Annotated in this window: 17 protein-coding genes; 9 read left to right on the forward strand and 8 right to left on the reverse strand. The window is 64.5% G+C overall.

Annotated elements, in window-relative coordinates; translation table 11 throughout:
* The first annotated feature begins 108 nt into the window (after nucleotides 1-108).
* Complete coding sequence (locus tag ACVIIV_RS27570) at nucleotides 109-2,301, forward strand: RNA degradosome polyphosphate kinase (RefSeq protein ID WP_456746950.1); 2,193 nt, start codon at nucleotides 109-111, stop codon at nucleotides 2,299-2,301.
* Between the two features lie 15 nt (nucleotides 2,302-2,316).
* Nucleotides 2,317-3,819: an exopolyphosphatase gene (gene ppx / locus ACVIIV_RS27575; protein ID WP_456746951.1), complete on the forward strand. Its 1,503-nt coding sequence runs from the start codon at nucleotides 2,317-2,319 to the stop codon at nucleotides 3,817-3,819.
* A 45-nt stretch (nucleotides 3,820-3,864) separates the two neighbouring features.
* Here ppx and ACVIIV_RS27580 read toward each other — a convergent pair whose 3' ends face one another.
* Nucleotides 3,865-4,332, reverse strand: coding sequence for a hypothetical protein (locus ACVIIV_RS27580; RefSeq protein ID WP_456746952.1), 468 nt, complete (start codon nucleotides 4,330-4,332; stop codon nucleotides 3,865-3,867).
* A 202-nt stretch (nucleotides 4,333-4,534) separates the two neighbouring features.
* Between ACVIIV_RS27580 and ACVIIV_RS27585 the strand changes: the two genes are divergently transcribed.
* The 3 genes from ACVIIV_RS27585 to ACVIIV_RS27595 are packed head-to-tail and all read left to right on the forward strand — an operon-like array spanning nucleotide 4,535 to nucleotide 9,048.
* A complete protein-coding gene (locus ACVIIV_RS27585; RefSeq protein ID WP_456746953.1) occupies nucleotides 4,535-5,665 on the forward strand; it encodes an efflux RND transporter periplasmic adaptor subunit in 1,131 nt (376 codons plus the stop codon).
* Complete coding sequence (locus ACVIIV_RS27590) at nucleotides 5,666-8,740, forward strand: efflux RND transporter permease subunit (RefSeq protein ID WP_456746954.1); 3,075 nt, start codon at nucleotides 5,666-5,668, stop codon at nucleotides 8,738-8,740.
* Nucleotides 8,737-9,048: a DUF3240 family protein gene (locus ACVIIV_RS27595; RefSeq protein WP_456746955.1), complete on the forward strand. Its 312-nt coding sequence runs from the start codon at nucleotides 8,737-8,739 to the stop codon at nucleotides 9,046-9,048. Before ACVIIV_RS27590 ends, ACVIIV_RS27595 begins: the two co-directional genes overlap by 4 nt.
* A gap of 7 nt (nucleotides 9,049-9,055) precedes the next feature.
* On the opposite strand, the gene ACVIIV_RS27600 is transcribed toward ACVIIV_RS27595, so the two are convergent.
* From ACVIIV_RS27600 to ndk, 3 genes are all read right to left on the reverse strand, one after another.
* Nucleotides 9,056-11,101: a TonB-dependent receptor gene (locus tag ACVIIV_RS27600; protein ID WP_456746956.1), complete on the reverse strand. Its 2,046-nt coding sequence runs from the start codon at nucleotides 11,099-11,101 to the stop codon at nucleotides 9,056-9,058.
* A 505-nt stretch (nucleotides 11,102-11,606) separates the two neighbouring features.
* Nucleotides 11,607-12,467, reverse strand: coding sequence for a TerC family protein (locus ACVIIV_RS27605; protein ID WP_456746957.1), 861 nt, complete (start codon nucleotides 12,465-12,467; stop codon nucleotides 11,607-11,609).
* A 44-nt stretch (nucleotides 12,468-12,511) separates the two neighbouring features.
* The gene (gene ndk, locus ACVIIV_RS27610; RefSeq protein WP_456746958.1) at nucleotides 12,512-12,934 is read right to left on the reverse strand and encodes a nucleoside-diphosphate kinase; all 423 of its coding nucleotides are present in this window, start codon (nucleotides 12,932-12,934) and stop codon (nucleotides 12,512-12,514) included.
* A gap of 313 nt (nucleotides 12,935-13,247) precedes the next feature.
* Here ndk and ACVIIV_RS27615 point away from each other — a divergent pair, with 313 nt between their 5' ends.
* Both ACVIIV_RS27615 and ACVIIV_RS27620 read left to right on the forward strand, forming a co-directional pair.
* The gene (locus ACVIIV_RS27615; RefSeq protein WP_456746959.1) at nucleotides 13,248-13,499 is read left to right on the forward strand and encodes a sulfur globule protein precursor; all 252 of its coding nucleotides are present in this window, start codon (nucleotides 13,248-13,250) and stop codon (nucleotides 13,497-13,499) included.
* 432 nt (nucleotides 13,500-13,931) lie between these two features.
* A complete protein-coding gene (locus ACVIIV_RS27620; protein ID WP_456746960.1) occupies nucleotides 13,932-15,791 on the forward strand; it encodes an ABC-F family ATP-binding cassette domain-containing protein in 1,860 nt (619 codons plus the stop codon).
* A gap of 141 nt (nucleotides 15,792-15,932) precedes the next feature.
* Here the strand turns inward: ACVIIV_RS27620 and ACVIIV_RS27625 are convergent, their stop codons facing one another.
* Together ACVIIV_RS27625 and ACVIIV_RS27630 are read right to left on the reverse strand one after the other, a co-directional pair.
* Nucleotides 15,933-16,901 (reverse strand): tripartite tricarboxylate transporter substrate-binding protein, encoded by a 969-nt coding sequence (locus ACVIIV_RS27625; RefSeq protein WP_456746961.1) that lies wholly within the window; start codon nucleotides 16,899-16,901, stop codon nucleotides 15,933-15,935.
* Between the two features lie 257 nt (nucleotides 16,902-17,158).
* The gene (locus ACVIIV_RS27630; RefSeq protein WP_456746962.1) at nucleotides 17,159-17,629 is read right to left on the reverse strand and encodes a MarR family winged helix-turn-helix transcriptional regulator; all 471 of its coding nucleotides are present in this window, start codon (nucleotides 17,627-17,629) and stop codon (nucleotides 17,159-17,161) included.
* Nucleotides 17,630-17,727: 98 nt separating this feature from the next.
* Here ACVIIV_RS27630 and ACVIIV_RS27635 point away from each other — a divergent pair, with 98 nt between their 5' ends.
* Together ACVIIV_RS27635 and ACVIIV_RS27640 are read left to right on the forward strand one after the other, a co-directional pair.
* Nucleotides 17,728-18,096, forward strand: a complete 369-nt coding sequence (locus tag ACVIIV_RS27635) for an antibiotic biosynthesis monooxygenase family protein (protein WP_456746963.1) — start codon at nucleotides 17,728-17,730, stop codon at nucleotides 18,094-18,096.
* A gap of 25 nt (nucleotides 18,097-18,121) precedes the next feature.
* A complete protein-coding gene (locus tag ACVIIV_RS27640; RefSeq protein ID WP_456746964.1) occupies nucleotides 18,122-18,589 on the forward strand; it encodes a hypothetical protein in 468 nt (155 codons plus the stop codon).
* A 140-nt stretch (nucleotides 18,590-18,729) separates the two neighbouring features.
* Here ACVIIV_RS27640 and ACVIIV_RS27645 read toward each other — a convergent pair whose 3' ends face one another.
* Entirely contained in the window at nucleotides 18,730-19,209 is a 480-nt protein-coding gene (locus ACVIIV_RS27645) for a hypothetical protein (RefSeq protein ID WP_456748845.1), read from the reverse strand.
* A 158-nt stretch (nucleotides 19,210-19,367) separates the two neighbouring features.
* Nucleotides 19,368-19,820: a DNA polymerase III subunit chi gene (locus ACVIIV_RS27650; protein WP_456746965.1), complete on the reverse strand. Its 453-nt coding sequence runs from the start codon at nucleotides 19,818-19,820 to the stop codon at nucleotides 19,368-19,370.
* Nucleotide 19,821 lies beyond the last annotated feature (1 nt).

The raw sequence follows: 19,821 nt of genomic DNA on the forward strand, positions 1-19,821 counted from the left end.
CGGAGCGGCGGAACATCAATGTCATCGAAACGTCATCGCTCTAACACATGCTCCCGCCGATTTTGCGCGTCAGTCGCAATTGGGGTGAACTGGATGGATCGACTTTTGATGGACTCTGCGCAAGCTGTTGAAACTAAAGAGAAAGCCCCGGAAACCGAGAGCCTGCCGGCGATCGCATCCAGCCCGGAGCGGTTCATCAACCGCGAACTGTCCTGGCTGCATTTCAACCGCCGCGTCCTGGAGGAATCGGTCAATCCCAACCACCCCGTGCTGGAGCGGGTGCGATTCCTGTCGATTTCGGCGAATAACCTCGACGAGTTCTTCATGGTCCGCGTCGCCGGCATCAAGGCCCAGGTGCGCGAGGGCATCGCCGAACGCAGTCCCGACGGCCTGACTCCGTCGGAGCAGCTCGCACTGATCAACCGCACCGTCTCCCAGCTCGCCTCCGACCAGCAGGCGATCTGGCGCGACCTGCGCGGCACGCTGGCCGACGTCGGTATCGTGCTGGTGGACGGCAAGGACGTCACCAAGGCGGAACGGACCTGGGTCGAGGACTACTTCCTCAACAACGTATTCCCGCTGCTCACGCCGCTGGCGATTGATCCGGCGCATCCGTTCCCGTTCATTCCGAGCCTCGGCTTCACCATCGCGCTGCAGCTCACGCGCGCCGCCGACGGCAAGCAGATGAACGCGCTGATCCGCATGCCGGGCAAGATCGACCGCTTCATCCGCCTGCCGGCCGACGGCAAGGCCGTCCGGCTGATCTCGCTGGAACAGGCCACCGCCCTGTTCATCAACCGCCTGTTCCCCGGCTACAATCTGCACGGCCAGGGCGCCTTCCGGATCATCCGCGATTCCGAGCTCGAAATCGAGGAAGAGGCGGAAGATCTCGTCCGCCTGTTCGAGACCGCGCTGAAGCGCCGCCGCCGCGGATCGGTGATCCGGCTCGAGATCGACGCCAAGATGCCGGAGGAGCTGCGCAGCTTCGTGCAGCACGCGCTGTCGGCCGCCGACGATGAGGTCTTCCTGGTCGACGGCGTGCAGGCGATGAACGAGCTCTCTCAGCTCACTCGTCTCGACCGGCCCGATCTCGAATTCACCCCTTACGTGCCACGCCATCCCGAACGCGTGCGTGAACATGGCGGCGACATCTTTGCCGCGATCCGGCAGAAGGACCTGATCGTCCACCATCCCTATGAATCTTTCGACGTCGTGGTGCAGTTTCTGCAGCAGGCCACGCGCGATCCCGATGTCGTCGCGATCAAGCAGACGCTCTACCGCACCTCCAACAACTCACCGATCGTGCGCGCGCTCGCCGAAGCGGCCGAAGCCGGCAAGTCCGTCACGGCGTTGATCGAGCTGAAGGCGCGATTCGACGAAGAAGCCAACATCCGCTGGGCGCGCGATCTCGAACGTGCCGGCGTGCAGGTCGTCTACGGCTTCCTCGAATTGAAGACGCACGCGAAACTCTCGATGGTGGTACGCCGCGAGGGCGGCAGCCTCACGACTTACGTCCATACCGGCACCGGCAACTATCACCCGGTCACCGCGCGCATCTACACCGACCTCTCCTACTTCACCTCCGATCCGACCATCGGCCGCGATGCCGCGCGCGTGTTCAATTTCATCACCGGCTATGCCGCGCCGAGCGACCTGGAAAAGATGGCGGTGTCGCCGCTGACCTTGCGCAAGCGCATCATCGAGCACATTCAAGGCGAGACCGCGCATGCGCGGCACGGCCGGCCCGGCGCAGTCTGGATGAAGATGAACGCGCTGGTTGACCCCGACATCATCGATGCGCTCTACGAGGCCTCCCAGGCCGGCGTCCAGGTCGAGCTCGTGGTGCGCGGCATCTGCTGCCTCAGGCCGGGCATTCCCGGCCTGTCGGAGAATATCAGGGTCAAGTCGATCATCGGACGTTTCCTGGAACACGGCCGAATTTACTGCTTCGGCATGGGCCAGGGCCTGCCAGGCGCAAAAGCGGCTGTGTATATCTCGTCCGCCGACATGATGCCGCGCAACCTCGACCGCCGCGTCGAGGTGCTGTGTCCGTTGCAAAATCCGACGGTGCATCAGCAGGTTCTCGAACAGATCATGGTCGCGAACCTGAAGGACAATGAGCAGAGCTGGCAGTTGTTGCCGGATGGGTCTTCAACGCGTATGAAGGCCGCGAAGGGCGAGGAGCCTTTCAACGTCCACAACTACTTCATGACAAATCCGAGTCTGTCTGGCCGTGGAAAGTCGCTCAAGGAATCCTCGCCGCGTCGTCTCACGCGCCGGAACGAACGCCATCCATCCTGATCGGGGATTTGCGACGTGAAGCGGCCGCGCAAGCGCGGCTCGAGCGTCGCGGTTATCGACATCGGCTCCAACTCGGTCCGTCTCGTCGTCTACGAGAGACTGTCGCGGAGCCTCATCCCGATCTTCAACGAGAAGACGCTGTGCGGCCTCGGACGCGAGGTGCAGAGCACGGGCCTGCTCGCGCCCGATGCCGTCGACAAGGCGCTGACCTCGCTCAAGCGCTTCCGCGCGCTGTGCCGCGTAATGCAGGTCGGGCGCGTGTTCGCGATTGCGACCGCGGCCTGCCGCGACGCCTCCAACGGCCCCGATTTCATCGCCAAGGCCGAGCGCATCTGCGCCGTCAACATCGAGATCCTGTCGGGCCCGCGCGAGGCGCGGCTGTCGGCACTCGGCGTGATCTCCGGCATCCACCTTCCCGACGGCATCGTCGGTGACCTCGGCGGCGGCTCGCTCGAGCTGATCGACGTGCGCAAGAACGCCGTACGCAGCGGCGTGACGCTGCCGCTCGGCGGGCTCGCGCTCCAGGACCTCGCGCACAAATCGCTCAAGCGCGCCGATCGCATCGTGCGCGAGGAGCTCGACGAGGTGCCGCAGCTCACCGCGGGCCGCGGCCGCACCTTTTATGCCGTCGGCGGCACCTGGCGCGCGCTCGCGCGCATCCACATCATCCAGAGCGGCTATCCGCTCCAGGTGATGCACGGCTATTCGATTTCGGCCGCCGAGGCGCTCGACTTCTCCCGCCGTCTCCGGCGCCTCGCGGCCGCCGACATGCTCGCCGACATCGAGATCGTCGCCGATGCGCGGCGCCCGCTCCTCACCTATGCGGCGCTGGTGCTCGAGCACATCATCCGCGTTGCAAAACCCAGGAACATCGTGTTCTCGACCTTCGGCGTGCGGGAGGGCCTGTTGCACGAGAAGCTGCCGGAGACCGAGCGCAACAAGGACGGGCTGATCTGCGCGGCCGAGGAACTGAACCAGTTGCTGTCACGCTCGGCGAAACACGCCCGCGAGCTGATCGCCTGGACCGACCGCCTGGTGCGCGTCGTGAAGCTGCGCGAGACCGAAGAGGACCGCCGCCTGCGCCACACCGCGTGCCTGCTCTCCGACATCGGCTGGCGCGTGCATCCCGATCACCGCGGCGAGCAGACGCTCAGCCTCGTCGTCAACGGCAATTTCGGCGCGATCACCCACACCGAACGCGCCTTCGTCGGACTATCGGTGTTCTATCGCTATGCCGGCCTCAGCGAGGAAAACCAGCCGCCGGCCACCATGCAGGAGCTGCTGACGCCGGCCCAGCTCGAACGCGCACGCCTGTTGGGCGCAGCGTTTCGCGTCGCGCATCTGATCTCGGCGGCGCGTCCGGGCGTCTTGCCAGCCACGCATTTCCGCAGCCAGAGCCGCAAACTGATGCTGGTGTTCGAGCACCGGCTCGGCGACCTCGTCGCCGACCGCGTCGGCAGCCGCTTCAAGCAGCTCGCCCGCCTGATCGGCCGCGCCGGCTCCATCGTGAGACGGTGAGGCACTGCGCGATCGGGTACAGACGATGCGCGTCCGCCCTGACATCTACTTCGCGACGAATCGGCTTCCATTCCAGCGCAACGTCCGGCGGTTTCCATTCACATCCATGAGTTCGACGAACGCCTGATCGTTGGAAGACGATAGGCGGACGTCGTATGCGCGCACGGCGAGCACACGACGGTATCGGCCGGCCGTCGCGACATACACCTGGTGCAGGCAGCCCGCGGAATTGCAGAGAACGGCGCTGTTGCGGCAACGAAAATCGTCGAAATGCAGAGTCACGAACTCGGCGCCCGGCACGGTCAGATAGAGGGCAAAGTGTTGAGCGGCAGCTATCGAGCCTCCGCAGGCAGCGTCCCATTTCCGCACGTCCGCACGGATCTCGGCCGGGAGCATGTCAAGGTGCGCAGGGCTCCAGGGATCTTGCGCCGTCCCGCTATGGAGAAGCGCTGGCTGCACAAGAGCGAGCGACGCAATGACACCGCTTAGCAGCGTGCAAATGAGTTTGCTCAAGTTCACGACCTTGCTCCTGTACACTCCAGAACGCCGCCTCGTCCCGCACGCCCGGAATCCGGCGCGGCCCACAGTCGGATCGATTTCGACACGCCATTCAAAATATGCTCCGCAGGCGAGCCGCGATTGATGCACATCAACTCATCGGGCTCGCCCTGGCGTAAGCGAGCTACAAGACGCGGCGTTTCGGGCCTTATCCACCATGCAATTCCAACATTGGAAATTCCTTCCGAGCCTTTCTCGGAACGTGGCTGCCCGCGTTCTCCTTGCGCTTGCGTTGAGCTTTTGGCCTTCGGCGCCGAATGCACAGGAACTGAAGTTGAGCGATGCGCAGGCGCGGAATCTCGGCGTGCGCGTGACCCATCCGGTCGCGATCCGGACCGATCTGACGCTGCCCTATTCCGTCCAGATCGTGATCCCCACGCAGCAATTGTGGGTCGTCAGCGCGCCTGTGGCCGGCATGGTCGCCAATCTCCACGTCGGGCGCGGTGACCGCGCCTCGGTCGGCCAGCCGCTGGTCACCCTGGAGAGTCCAAGCTTCGTCTCCCAGCAGCGCGACTATTTGCAAGCGATCGCACAGGAGCTTCTCGCCAGCCAGCAGCTCAAGCGGAACATCGATCTGTTCGAGGGCAAGGCCGTGCCGCAGCGGGTGCTGGAGGCCAGCCAGGCCGAAGCACGCCAGGCCGCTCTCGTGGTCGCCGAGCGGCGTCAGATGCTGCATCTGAGCGGGATGTCCGACGATGCCATCTCCCGGCTGGCCCAGGAAGCGGCAATCAGCGGCACGCTCACGGTCAATGCGCCGCAAACCGCGTCCGTGGTCGAAGTCGCGGTGTCGCCGGGACAACGGCTCGAACAATCCGCCCCGCTCGTCAAGCTGGCGCGGCTCTCACCATTATGGGCCGAAATAGCTGTGCCTGCCTCCAATATTCGAGCGATCCGCACCGGCGCGAAAATCGATATCGAGGGCTATGCCACCCCCGGCACGGTCGTGCTGGTCTCCGAGACCATCGACCCTGCCACCCAGACTATCTTGGTTCGCGCGGAAATCCCCAACGACGGAGAGCTGCATCCCGGTCAGACCGCCGCTGCCCGCATCGGCTTTCTCTCCGCCGGCGAAAGCGCGTGGGAGATTCCCTACACCGGGCTGGTGCGGCGGGGCGAGCAGACCTCGGTGTTCGTTGCCGTAGCCGGGGGCTTCCGGCTGGTCCCGGTCAAGCTGGTTGCGGAAGATCAGGACCATGTCGTGGTGGCCGGTCCCATCACAGATCAGGACCAGATCGCGATCGGCGGCATCTCGGCGCTTCGCGGCATTCTCTCGGGACTGGGGCAATAGATGCTCCGGCGCCTGGTCGCGTTCGCGCTTTCGCAGCGACTGTTCGTTCTGCTGGGTGTGTTGCTGCTGGTCGGTGCCGGCGCCGTGCTCCTGCCCGGCCTGCCGATCGACGCGTTTCCCGACGTCTCACCGGTCCAGGTCAAGATCATCATGAGGGCGCCGGGCCTGACGCCGGAAGAGGTCGAGCAGCGCATCACGGTCCCCGTCGAGCTCGAACTGCTTGGATTGCCAAACAAGAAGGTCCTTCGTTCGACCACGAAATATGCCCTGGCCGACATCACCGTCGACTTCGAGGACGGCACTGACATCTACTGGGCACGCAACCAGGTATCGGAGCGGCTGTCGAACATCGCGCGTGATTTCCCCGACGGGGTGAGCGGAGGCCTTGCGCCGATCACGAGCCCCCTCGGCGAGATGTTCATGTTCACGATCGACAGTCCCGAGCTTTCGCTCGCCGAGCGCCGGACTTTGCTTGATTGGGTGATCCGTCCCGCGCTGCGGACGGTCGCCGGCGTTGCGGACGTCAATGCGCTCGGCGGTTGCGTCCGCGCCTTCGAGATCGTGCCGCGCAACGATGCGCTTGCCGCGCGCGGCATTTCCTACGACCTGTTTCGCCGCGCCATCGAAGCCAACAGCCGCAATGACGGCGCCGGACGCGTGAACCAGGGCGAGGACAGTGCCTTGGTCCGGATCGAGGGCAACATCCGATCGATCGAAGACATCAAGGCCATCGTCGTCGACACCCGCGAAGGCGTGCCGATCCTGGTGAACGACGTGGCGAGCGTCAAAGTCGGGACGCTGACCCGCTATGGCGCAGTCACGTCGGACGGCAGCGGCGAGACCGTCGAGGGGCTCGTCCTGGGCTTGCGCGGCGCCAACGCCGGGCAGCTCGTCCGAGACGTGCGCGCCCGGCTCGCCGAGCTGCAACCCTCGCTGCCGAAAAGCGTCTCCATCAACGTGTTTTACGACCGCAGCCGCCTGGTCAACCGCGCCGTCGGCACCGTGGTGCGAGCGCTCGGCGAGGCCACCGCCCTTGTCATCGTTCTCCTGCTGCTTTTCCTCGGCAACTGGCGGGCCTCGCTGGTGATCGCTCTCACCCTGCCGCTGGCCATCGTCATCGCATTGATCGTCATGCGCATGACCGGAATGTCGGCCAACCTGATGAGCCTCGGCGGACTTGCGATCGCGATCGGCATGTTGATCGACGCGCTGGTCGTCGTGGTCGAGAACATCGTCGGCAACCTCGGCAAGCACGAACCGAGCAAAGCTGCTCCGCTGATCCACCTGGTGTACCGTTCGGTTTGCGAAGTCCTGGAACCGGTCGCCTCAGGCGTCCTCATCATCATCATCGTGTTCATACCCCTGCTGACGCTGCAGGGATTGGAGGGGAAGCTATTCATCCCGGTCGCGCTGGCCATCATCTTCGCGCTCGCCGGTTCACTGCTGCTGGCGCTCACCGTGGTCCCGGTCATGACCTCCTATGTGCTGAAGTCCGCCTCGCATCGCGATCCCATTCTGGTCCGTGCGGCGCAACGGGTCTACGCGCCTGCATTGGACTGGGCCCTGAAGAACGAGCGCAAGGTGATGGCTGCGGCACTGATCGGCCTGCTCGCCGCGGGATTCGCCTATACCGAGCTCGGCAAGACCTTCATGCCGACGATGGACGAAGGCGACGTCATCGTCAGCGTAGAGACGTTGCCTTCCGTCAACCTCGACGAGTCGCTTGCGATGAATGCGAGGCTCCAGAAAGCACTTCTGGCCGTACCGGATATCGCGGGCATCGTCGCGCGGACCGGGTCGGACGAACTCGGCCTCGATCCCATGGGGCCCAACCAGACCGACACGTTCCTCGTGCTCAAGCCAGCCGCCGAGAGGCAGACCTACAATCGCGAGGCTCTGCTGCAGAAGCTCCGCGAGATCCTGACCGGCTTTCCCGGCATCTCGCTCAGCTTCACCCAACCCATCGACATGCGCGTGCAGGAGATGATCAGCGGCGTGCGTGGCGACGTCGCGGTGAAGATCTTCGGCCCCGACATCGCCAGGCTGAACGAAACCGCGGCCAGGCTGTCGGCCATCCTGTCCAGGATCGACGGGGCTGAGGACGTCTACACCACGCTGAACGAGGGCGCTCAATATTACACGGTTGCGGTCAATCGTATGGAGGCCGGCCGTCTCGGCCTGACGGTGGATTCCATCGTAAACTCGCTCCGTGCCCAGATCGAGGGCCGAACGATCGGGACGGCGCTCGAGGAAGGTCGCCGAACACCGATTCTCGTCCGCGGCAGCGAGACGACCAGGGCGGCGCCGACGCTGCTGGCGAGCCTGCCATTGACGCTCGCTTCCGGGCAGCATGTCGCGCTGTCGCAGGTCGCGCGGATTCAGCGCGTGGATGGTCCGGTGAAGATCGACCGCGAAGATGGCGCGCGCATGAGCGTCGTTCGCGCCAACATCCGCGGCCGCGACATGGTCGGCTTCGTCGAAGCGGCCCGGCAGAAGGTTGCGACCGAACTTCCGCTCCCAAATGGCTACCGGCTGACATGGGGCGGGCAGTTCGAGAACCAGCAACGCGCCGCCGCACGCCTGTCCATCGTTGTGCCGGTCGCGATCGGTCTCATCTTCCTGCTGCTCTTCACCACGTTCGGCGCGATCCGCCAGGCCCTGCTGGTGCTGGTCAACATTCCCTTCGCCCTGGTCGGGGGTGTCTTCGCCCTGGTCCTGACGGGTGAATACCTGTCGGTGCCGGCCTCAGTCGGATTCATCGCACTGCTCGGCATCGCCGTGCTCAACGGCGTCGTGCTGGTGTCCTACTTCAATCAGCTCCGCGCCCACGGCCTTCCCGAGGATCGGATCGTCGTCGAAGGCGCCATGCGCAGGCTGCGGCCCGTGCTGATGACCGCGAGCATCACGGCGCTGGGCTTGATCCCGCTGCTGTTCGCCTCCGGCCCAGGATCCGAAGTGCAGCGACCACTCGCAATCGTCGTGATCGGAGGGCTGTTGTCCTCCACCCTGCTCACTCTGATTCTCCTGCCAATCTTGTATCGCCGCTATGGCGGAACGTCGAGGGTGGCGAAATGACCGATCAGCCGGTCTGTCTCACGCTGATCGTGCCGGATCAGTTCCGCGACGAGGTGCTCGACTATCTCACCGAGCAGAGCGACCTCGTTTCGGGATTCACGGCGTCGCACGGAGCCGGTCATGGCGCAGACGTTCGATTGCAGACGGCCGCCGAACGCGTGAAGGGCCACGCCGATCAGACCGCCGTGCAGATGATCCTGGCGGAGAGAGACGCCAGCAGCCTGCTCGACCGGCTGCGGGTTTCGTTTGCCGGAACCAAGCTCGCCTATTGGACGATGCCCGTGACGGAATTCGGCACGATCGATTGAGGCCCCCTCAAAAATCCGTCGACATCGACAACAGCAGGGTTCGCGGCGCGCCTTGCGCCAATGCGGAGAAGCTCGCCACGCCTGCCCAGTAATTGGTATCGAACACGTTCTGAACCAGGGCGCGAACGGTGACGGGCCGATCATTGATGCGCGTGTTGTAGCGCGCGCCCAGATCAAGCCTCGTCCAGGCGGGAATCACCTGCGTGTTTGCCCGATCCAGATATTGGTGCCCGGTATAGATGGTGTTTGCGACCAGCGTCAGTCCAGGTACGAACGGAGTGTCCCATTCGACGGACAGATTGGCCTGCACCTGGGGCACTCCGATCGGTGTCTTGCCGAGTTCGGCCAGCGTGCTCGTCTTGGTCAGCTCCGCGTCGAGCAACGTCACGCCGCCGAGAACGCGAATGCCCGGCTGCACTTCTCCGAACACAGTGAACTCCACGCCGCGATTGCGCTGCTCGGCGTCGGCCCGGAAGACGTTGTCGGCCCCCCGCTGTCCCGACGGCTTGGTGATCTCGAACAGACTGATCGTGGTCGCGAGCATGCCGAGATCGACCTTGACGCCTGCTTCCTTCTGCTTGCTGAAATACGGCGCAAGGACCTCGCCTTGATTGGCGGCCATCGTCGGTGCGGTGTCGCCTTTGCTGAGCCCTTCGATGTAGTTGGCGTACAACGAAACGTTGTTCCAGGGCTTGACGACCACGCCGACCATCGGCGTGTACGCCGTCTGATCGTAGGCGGAGGTCACGGCTCCTGTGGTGGTGTTGTAGTTGTTCGACTTGACGCCCTGTTGCCTGACGCCGACAGTCAGCTGAAGACGCTCCTGGAAAACCGACATGGTGTCGGCCAGCGCAAGGCCGGTCAATTCGGTGTCCGACAGCTTCGGCACGGTCGCGGGTGCCGGAACGAGTTGCTGGGGTCGGGCGATCGGCGCATAGATGTTGGACAGCACCGGCGTGCCGTTCACCGAGCCGCGCGAAATCTCGTCCGTGTAGTAGCTGCCCTGGAAGGTCACGGCGTGACTGATCGCTGCGGTGTCGAACCGGGCGCGCACGCCGGCGTCGGCCACGTTCCTGTCGATGTCGAATTTGAAGTGTCCGGGCGTCGACGTGGTGTTTCCCGCCGCGTTCAGGATCGTCGGCGTGCCGAACAGACGATCGACCTGGGTCCTGCCGCCGCCGGCGTCGGCGAACACCGTTATGGAATCCGTCACATCGTATTCGCCGCGTGCCAGCAGCGAGTTGTCGTGAACCTTGGCCCATTCCCAGGCCTGCGTGACGTTGCGCCGCCCGACCGGAGCGGTCGGGACGGCCACGCCGGTTGCGACCAGGAACGGCCTCGTCGGCGCGTCGAACTTCTCTTCCTGGTCAATGAAGTCGAGCGAAGCTCTGAACTTCTCGCCGCGGTAGTCGAACGCCGCGGAGCCGACATGCGCCTCCCGGGTCTGGTTATCCAGCGGCGTATCGCCATTGTGATAGCTGCCGTTGACGCGAATGCCGAATTCGCGGTTCTCGCCGAACCGTCGGCTCACGTCGACATGGGTACCGAGCTGGGAGCCCGTCGCGTAGTCGGTCGTCACCCGCGTGAGGTCGACATCGCCTGCACGCTTCGGCACGATGTTGATGGTGCCGCCGACGCTGCTGTTCGGCGCCATGCCGTAAAGCAGCGCCGTCGGGCCCTTGATGATCTCGATGCGCTCGACGTAATCGGTGAACACACGGTAGTTCGGCGCAACGCCATAGACACCGTTGAAGGCAATTTCGCCGACATTTCCCTCGCCGATCGGAAAGCCGCGGATGAAGAAAGAATCGAGGATGCCGCCGGTCTGGCCGGTGAAACGGACGGAAGGATCGTTGCTGACGACGTCCGCTACCGTGACGGCCTGTTGATCCTCAATCTTCTTCGCCGTGTAGCTTGTGACGTTGAACGGCGTATCCATGAAATCCTTGTTGCCCAGCAAGCCGATCTGCCCGCCGCGGGCCACTTGCCCGCCGGCGTAGGCCGGCGGCAGTGCGCCGGGCCTCGCAGCAGCGGGGGTCGCTTCGGCCTGCATCCTGGCCCGCTCATTCGCGGGCGCAGCTTGACGGCCCGCCCTTCGGCCGGGGTTGGATCGTGGACGCGCGCGCGGCTTTGGTGCATCCGCGGTGACGGTCACTGCCGGCAACGTAGCTCCCTGCTCCGTCCCCGTCCCGGCGCCTTGCGCGTTGGTGCCGTGCAGGAGGCCGTCGCTGAACAAGGCAATGGAGACTACGGAGGCCGCGAATGCGGTCGGGCTGGAGAACCTCGGAAGCGCTTTGACGGTGGACGCCAGAATAGCAATGGGACGGCAAATGACTCTCGACGGCATCTCGCAGCAGCTTCCGGCTTGATAAGATCGATACCGGAGCGACGTGCCGCGGGAACCGTCACCGAGTCAACCAAAGTGCCTTTATTTTCAGTAGTTTAGAATAAGACAAGATCTAAGTATGGGGAGAATGCGAAGCGCTACGCCGGCCTGACTACCCCCGCGCGACTTCCCCCGGGTTCGCAACCGATGCAGGCACCGGCTGCCGTGGAAATCACTCTGCCGAGACCTTGGCGTGACTTTCGGAGGATTCCAGCGCTGCCTGGATCAGGCTGCGTCGGCGCCATATGGAGCCGACCGCCAGCACGACCGCCACGCCGAGCACGGCGCAGAGATATTCGCCGCCTCCGCCGCCATGGCCGAACTGCGGCGGGATGCGCAGCGCGCCGAGCATGCTGTCCAGCGAGGTCCCGAGCGGGCCATCGAACAGCGCGTGCAGCCCCGGCGCAACGCCGGGATCGGTCGCGATCACCTCGCCTGCGATCCAGCCGAGCAGCGCCGCACCGGCCCAGACCAGCACCGGCAGCTTTGTGAGCAACGCCATGATCAGCGCCGCACCGGCGACGATCAACGGCACGCTGATGGCGAGGCCGAGGATCAGGAGCGGCACGCTGCCATTGGCCGCGGCGGCGACCGCGATGACGTTGTCGAGACTCATGACGATGTCGGCGACCACGACGATCTGGATCGCATGCCACAGATGCGAGGCGGCGTCGACGTCGTCCTCGTTCTCGTTCTCCGGCACCAGGAGCTTGGCCGCGATCACGATCAGTGCGAGACCGCCGACGAGCTTGAGGTACGGCAACCCCATCAGGGTGGCGACGATGCCGGTGAAGATGATGCGCAGCGTCACCGCTGCGCCCGCACCGAAGATCATGCCCCAGAGCCGATGCCGCGGCGAGAGGCCGCGACAGGCGAGCGCGATCACCAGCGCGTTGTCGCCGGAGAGCAGGATGTTGATCCAGATGATCTTGCCGACCGCTATCCAGAAGGTCGGTTCGGCCATCTCGTTGCGAAACTGGGTGAAGAACGCCCCGATCGTAGCGGGATCGAAGATCTGCCAGAGCCAGCTCACAATACGTCCTTTCGCCCCGTCGTCCTAAGCTAAAGGCTGATGGATCAGCCGACGATCTCGTTGCCCGAGAAGAACTGCGCAATCTCGACCGCGGCGGTCTCCGGCGCATCCGAGCCGTGCACCGAGTTCTCGCCGATCGACTTGGCGTAGAGCTTGCGCACGGTGCCCTCGACCGCCTTGGCCGGATCGGTCGCGCCCATCACCTCGCGGTACCTGGCGATCGCGCCCTCGCCTTCCAGAACCTGAACCACGACCGGACCGGAGGTCATGAAGTCCACGAGCTCGCCGAAGAACGGGCGCGCCTTGTGGACGGCATAGAAGGTCTCGGCCTGCTCCTTGGTCATGCGGATACGCTTCTGCGCGACGATGCGCAGGCCCGCCTTCTCGATCACGGCGTTGACCGCACCGGTCAGGTTGCGCTCGGTCGCGTCGGGCTTGATGATCGAGAAAGTGCGTTCGATGGCCATAATCTTGTCCTTGGGGAGAAAGCGGTGGTTCGGACTTGCGGGGGCTTATATCGGCGCCTTTGCCGGACGGCAAGCGACCGCCGAAACGGCTTCACAGGCGCTTCGCCGCAGGGACCGGCTGCCGATTTCAGCTTGGATGACAACAATTTCACCCAGATGAACCCAATCTGAAACCGCCGTCAGGGTTCGGTTCAGCTTCGCCGGCGTAAGGTCGGGTCCATCGAAACCGAAGCCTGGCCATCAGGCGGACCGTTTCGGCGACCTTTCCATCGACGCGGATCGCCCCCGCGCCGGCAGTCTTTAGGAGATCACCATGTTGAGGAAACTTTCGCTTGCCGCTGTCGCCGCGGTTGCGCTGGGTGCCGCGCTGGCACCGACCTCTGCATCCGCCCATTGGCGTGGCGGCGGGTGGGGCTGGCACGGCGGCGGCTGGCACCACGGCTACGGCTGGGGTGGCCCGCGCTTCTCCGCCCCCGTCTCCTACGGTTATGGCGGCTGCTATGTGCGCCGGCTGGTCCCGACCCCCTGGGGACCCCGCTGGCGGCTGATCAACCGCTGCTACTGAGCCCGTCAGCACCTTCATGAGGGTACCTAAGCCCCCCAGGTGCCTTCCAAGAGAAGCCCCGGCGCTCCCCTCGCCGGGGCTTTGCCTTGAGCGGATAAGGCGCAGTTCATACAATTTTTGCGAGAATGCCTTGCATTCCCCACGGTCAGCGAAACCATTTGGCCGGCAATGACTTGGTACCGTGTCTTGCTTTGAAAACACGGAACCTTGCGATGGCTGGGCCTTTTGCCGATGACAGCGAACAGATTGACCGGCGCACCAGCCGCTCGATTTGCGATGCCGTGGGCGAGCGGCTCCAGCAGAGCCTCCGGCCCGAACCTCGCCTCCCGACACATCTCGAGCAGCTCCTGAACGAGCTGCGGCGGCGCGAGCGCGAGCCGCACTGACGGAAAAACGGGTTGCGTTCGACGCGCCTTGCGGTGACAAGGCCGCATGCTTGCCATCACCGACCTCTCCATCCGCCTCGCCGGACGCCTTTTGATCGACCAGAGTTCCGTGCAGATCACGCCCGGCTCACGTGTCGGCCTGGTCGGGCGCAACGGCACCGGCAAGTCGACGCTGTTCAAGGTGATCCGCAGCGAGCTTGCCGCCGAGCACGGCACGGTGACCCTACCGCCGCGCTGGCGCATCGGCAGCCTCGCGCAGGAAGCGCCGAACGGACCCGAAAGCCTGATCTCGGTCGTGCTCAAGGCCGACCTCGAGCGCGATGCGCTGCTCACTGAGGCCGAGCACGCCACCGATCCGCACCGGATTGCCGAGATCCAGACCCGCCTCGTCGACATCGATGCCCATTCGGCGCCGAGCCGTGCCGCCGCGATCCTCTCCGGCCTTGGCTTTTCCGCCGCCGATCAGCTCCGCCCCTGCGCCGAGTTCTCCGGCGGCTGGCGCATGCGCGTCGCACTCGCTGCGACGCTGTTCGCGGCCCCTGACCTTCTGCTGCTCGACGAACCCACCAACTATCTCGACCTCGAAGGCACGCTGTGGCTGGAGGATCACCTCGCGCATTACCCGCGCACGGTGATCGTGATCAGCCACGACCGCGACCTGCTGGAAAGCTCGGTCGACCAGATCCTGCATCTGGAGCGCGGCAAGCTCACGCTCTACAAGGGCACCTACTCCTCCTTCGAGGAGCAGCGCGCCGCGCGCGAACTGCTCGATGCCAAGGCGGTCAAGCGACAAGAAGCCGAGCGCGCCCGCCTGCAGTCCTTCGTTGATCGCTTCAAGGCCAAGGCCTCCAAAGCGCGCCAGGCGCAGTCTCGCGTGAAGATGCTGGAGCGACTGAAGCCGATCACGGCGCTGGTCACCGAGGATGTGCGCGAGATCAGCTTTCCCGCGCCGGAGAAGATCCTGTCGCCGCCGATCATCGCCGTCGACAACGCCTCGGTCGGCTACGATCCGGCAACGCCCGTGCTGAGCCGCGTCACCCTGCGCATCGACAACGACGATCGCATCGCGTTGCTGGGCGCCAACGGCAACGGCAAGTCGACACTGGTGAAACTGCTCGCCGGCCGCCTCGCGCCCTTCTCCGGAAAAGTGACCCGCGCGGACAAGCTGTCGATCGCTTATTTCGCGCAGCATCAGCTCGACGAGCTCAACGAGGACGCCTCCGCCTACGACCACGTCCGCAAGCTGATGGGCGATGCGCCGGAGGCCAAGGTCCGCGCCCGCGCCGGCGCGATCGGCTTTTCCGGCAAGGCGGCCGACACCAAGGCCGGCAAATTGTCGGGCGGCGAGAAGGCGCGGCTGCTGCTGGGGCTAGCGACCTTCTTCGGCCCCAATATGATCATCCTGGACGAGCCGACCAACCATCTCGATATCGACAGCCGCGGCGCGCTTGCGGAAGCGATCAACGAGTTTCCCGGCGCGGTGATCATGGTCTCGCACGACCGCTATCTGATCGAGGCCTGCGCCGATCGGCTGTGGATCGTCGCCGACCGCACCGTGACCAATTACGACGGCGATCTCGACGAATATCGCCGCCTGGTGCTGTCCACGCGCAACGCGGAAAGCCCGCGCGAGCGCAGCGCGCCGAGCGAAAAGCCGCAGCGCGCCAGGCCGGATAATCGCGGCTCGCTGAAGAAGCGCATCGCGGAAGCCGAGGCCGAGATCGCCCGCGTCAGCGAGATCATCGCCAAGATCGACACGGCCCTCGCCCTGCCCGACATCTTTACGCGCGATCCCAAGCAGGCCGCGCAATTGTCGAAGGCCCGCGCCAACGCCGCCGACGCATTGGTGCGCGCAGAGGAGCAATGGCTGGAGGCGAGCACGCAGTTTGACGAGGCGGCCGGGTAACGTCTCGTCAGCGAGGCCGCCTCATCAAAACCTGCAAAACAACCCCATGCACAGTATCGGCATCAAAATACCGGCATACTAGCCATTGATCAAACTGCTCTTTACCCGCTCACCTGCGGTCGCCCAACGCGCCGGAACAACTCAATCCGCATACTGGCCGGCGGCCTTGATGATCGGCGCCCAGCGGTCGATCTCACTGGTCAGCATCGCGCCCAGCGCCTCCGGCGTTGCCTTGTCCTGCGGGACCGGCTCGGTGTTGATGTCGTTGAACCGGGCGATCAGCGCGGGGTCTTTGAGTGCCGCCTGAAGCGCCGCCGTCAGCTTCTGAACGATCGCCGGCGGTGTGCCCTTGGGCGCATAGAGACCGTGCCAGACGCCGAGCTCGAAACCCTTGAGGCCGGCTTCGTCCGCCGTCGGCAGATCGGGCAGGCTCTTCAGCCGCTCCTTGGTCGTGATCGCATAGGCCTTGACCTGCTTGGCCGTGATCGGCCCGGTGGTGTTCGTCGCCTGGTCGCAGGTGAGATCGATTTGCTTACCGAGCAGATCGTTCATGATGGGGCCGTTGCCCTTGTAGGGCACTGTCGTGAGCTGCTTCTGGATCGCCGTCATGAACAGCATGCCGCACAGATGCGATGCTGCGCCGAGGCCGGCATTGGCGTAGGTCAGCTTGTCGCCCTGCTGCTGGGCGTAGGCGACCAGCTCCTTGAGCGTGTTGGGCGGGAAGTCCGGACGCGCGATGATGGTCATCGGCGCGTTGGTCAGGAGCCCGATCGGCGCAAAGGCCGTCTTGGTGTCGTAGCTGAGATTGCGGTACAGCGTCGCCGCGGTCGAGATGCCGACATGATGGACCAGCAGCGTGTAGCCGTCCGGCTGGGCGCGCGCGGCGCGGGTCGTGCCGATGGTACCGCCGGCGCCGGTCGCGTTCTCGACGATGACCTGCTGTCCCAGGGATTTCGCCATGCCGGCCGCAGTCAAACGCGCGATGGTGTCGGTCGGCCCGCCCGCAGCGAACGGCACCAGTATGGTGATGGTTCTCGACGGATAGTCCTGGGCGAATGCCGCGCCAAACGGCAAGAGCAGAGCCGATACGAGGGCAGTGAAAAACCGCATAGTTTCCTCCGGATTGTTGTTGGCGCCATCAAAGCGCATTCTGGGCCGCGCGGCCATCACGAAAGCGACTTCATCAGGAGTGTTGCGGTCGCCTCACGATCGCGACGCCGCTGCTCCGGGCGGGCAAGGAGCCGGGTGTGGTCGCCACCGCGATCAACTCGTGCGGCCCGGATTCCGCCGCACGGCGTCCGGCCGCAGAGGCGTTCCGGTAACACGTCGCGAAGAGCTGCCGTCAAGTCTCGCCCGCTCGCCCTGCGCTAAGCCTGGACCTCTGTCTCGCTCTCAAGCTTCGTCCGCAGGGCAGCGACGACGCGACGAACTGTTTGCAGATCCTTGACCGTAAGCCCTTCCGAAAGGCTATTGACCCACGGCGCCTGCAAAGCCATGGCGGCATCGAAAGCGCGCCGCCCCTTGTCAGTGAGTACGACGAGCTGCGCTCGGCGGTGATGCGGATTGACCTCGAAGGCAACAAGGCCTTCCGCATGGAGGTCATTGACGATCCGCTGCACGTTTTGGCGATTGGCGCCTAGATCGCGGGCGAGCCAGGCCACGGGCTGGGGGCGCTCCGCCTGCACGATCGCGCCGAGAATCTGCCAGCGGGCGCTTGTGAGCCCGAGCTTGGCCACCAAGCGGTCCCCCGCGGTCAAGAGCAGGCTATTCAGCCGGAAGAAGTCGAGCATGAGGTCCGTCAGCGCATCGCCGGCCGGCGTTCGTTGAAGTTTCGGCATTAGTCACCTTAGAACCTTATTGACATCATAATGTCAAATTGATAGCTTGTCCATAATGCCAGATTGACATCATAACACCAACCTGATCGGAGCCCGTCATGGCGCACCTACGCCCACTGGACCCTAACTTTCCCATCGAACGTCAGCTCGGCATCGAGACCAGCCCTGTGGTGCTGGTGAATGTGTTCACGCTCGATCAGGCCGACGAGCAAAGCTTCCTCCAGGTCTGGCAAGACGATGCGGCGTTCATGAAGCGGCAGCCGGGCTTCATTGCCACCCAGCTTCACCGCGCGATCGGCGATAGCCCGACATATCTGAACTATGCCGTCTGGGAATCGACTGCCCACTTCCGAGCTGCATTCACGCACTCTGAGTTCAGGTCGAAGATCTCAGCCTATCCCCCATCCGCCGTCGCCTCACCGCACCTGTTCGAGAAGATCGCCGTGCCCGGCATCTGCGTCGCGTAGCTCGCTTCGAAAACGGCAGAACCCGATGACCAAGAGCATCCACCCAGTGGCGGGCGCGCTCGCACTGACGACCATTGCGGTCTTCTGGCTTTCCACGGCTCTCACGGAGCTATTTGCGTCACACGCGAGCGTAACCATGGTCAAGACGGCCATACCCTGGGGCTTCCTGTTGCTGCTGCCGACGCTGGCGGTGACGGGAGGCTCTGGTTTCTTTCTGGCGAAGGGGCGGCGCGCCGGCCTGATCGGTGCGAAGATCAAGCGTATGCCGTTCATCGCCGGCAACGGCATCCTGGTTCTCATTCCCGCCGCGTTGTTTCTCGCCTCCAAGGCGAAGGCCGCGGAGTTCGACACTACGTTCTATGCGGTGCAGATTCTCGAATTGTTTGCCGGCGCGACGAACATTGCTCTTCTCGGTCTCAACATGCGTGACGGCTTCCGGATGAAGGGCCGTTTCCGCGCTCGCCAACCCGATCGCTTCAAGCCGATGCTCTGAGGATCGGCGGTGAACCCGGCTTTCGATGCTGTCGCCAATGGCGCAGAACGCCTGGCAAAGCAGATGGCGATCTGCGGAGCAGCACAATGGTCTTCCGATGATGAAGGAAGCCGGTCCACTCCGGCGCAGGCGATTCCCGCCTACGCGTGCTTCTTCTTCGGCTTAGTCGCCCTCGGCACCGGCTGCGGATCGGGATTGCCCTCGATCGAGGACAGACGTCCAGCCGTGAACGTGTAGATGCCCGCACGCGGACCGGTGGTCCAGGTCACCACGGCGACGCGGCGGCCGGCGGCATCGTTGGACAGGTTGACGGTCGAGGGCGCGCCGATGCCGCGCACGACGTCGCATTCGGTATGGCCGAGCGCGACCGTGCCGCCCATCGGTGCCGTCGTCGAGGCGTTGGCGTCGGCCGGCCCGGGTGGCGGCGCCATGCCGGGACAGCCGCCGTCGGCGCTGACGAGGTCCTCGGCCCCCACGGGCTTGTCGGGGGTCAGCGGCGGCGATTCGATCGAGATGTTCTTGATGAAGAGACGGCCGGGTCTCTGAAACCATTCGGCGTCCTTCGACAACAGATCGGTGCCGCCCGAACAGCCCGCGACCAGCGGTGCTACGGCGGCCAACGCAATCATGAGCGAGCCGGGAAGCTTTTGATGTCGCACGATAAACTAATTCCCCGCGTGAAGGACCAGCCCTAAGCGATTGTCCCAACATCCCTTTGCGGCACGAAGGTGGCCGAAGCCAGCATCGCCCGAAAAGTGCAAATTATCATTAATTGCGGCTAACTGCGCTTCTGCCACCGGCCGCGCTCGTCGGCCTGCCAATAGGTGACATCAAATCCCTTCGCCTTGCAATCCGTCCAGGCCGTACGGGCGAGCGCAAGCGCATCCGGATCGTCGCCGTTGAACAGCAGCACCATGCGCTCGTAGCCCTGTGCATCCCCCGGCAGCGCTGCATTGTCGATCAGGAAGCGGACATTGGCACCGTTGGGATTGCCGCCCTCGATCGCCAGCACGATCGGCTGGTCGGCGGCATCGTTCACGCGCCATGTCGCGTGCGGCAGGAAGGAATCGTCGCGATAGGTCCACAAATGCGCGTCGAGCGCATCGGCGCGCTCCTCCAAGGTCGACTGCACCACGACGCGCCAGCCGCGCTCGAGCGATTTCTCGAGAAGCGGCGGCAACACGTTCTCCACCGTCATGTTTTGCAGATGGTAGAACAGCACTTCAGTCATG

The sequence above is a fragment of the Bradyrhizobium sp. USDA 4354 genome (genome assembly GCF_054060315.1).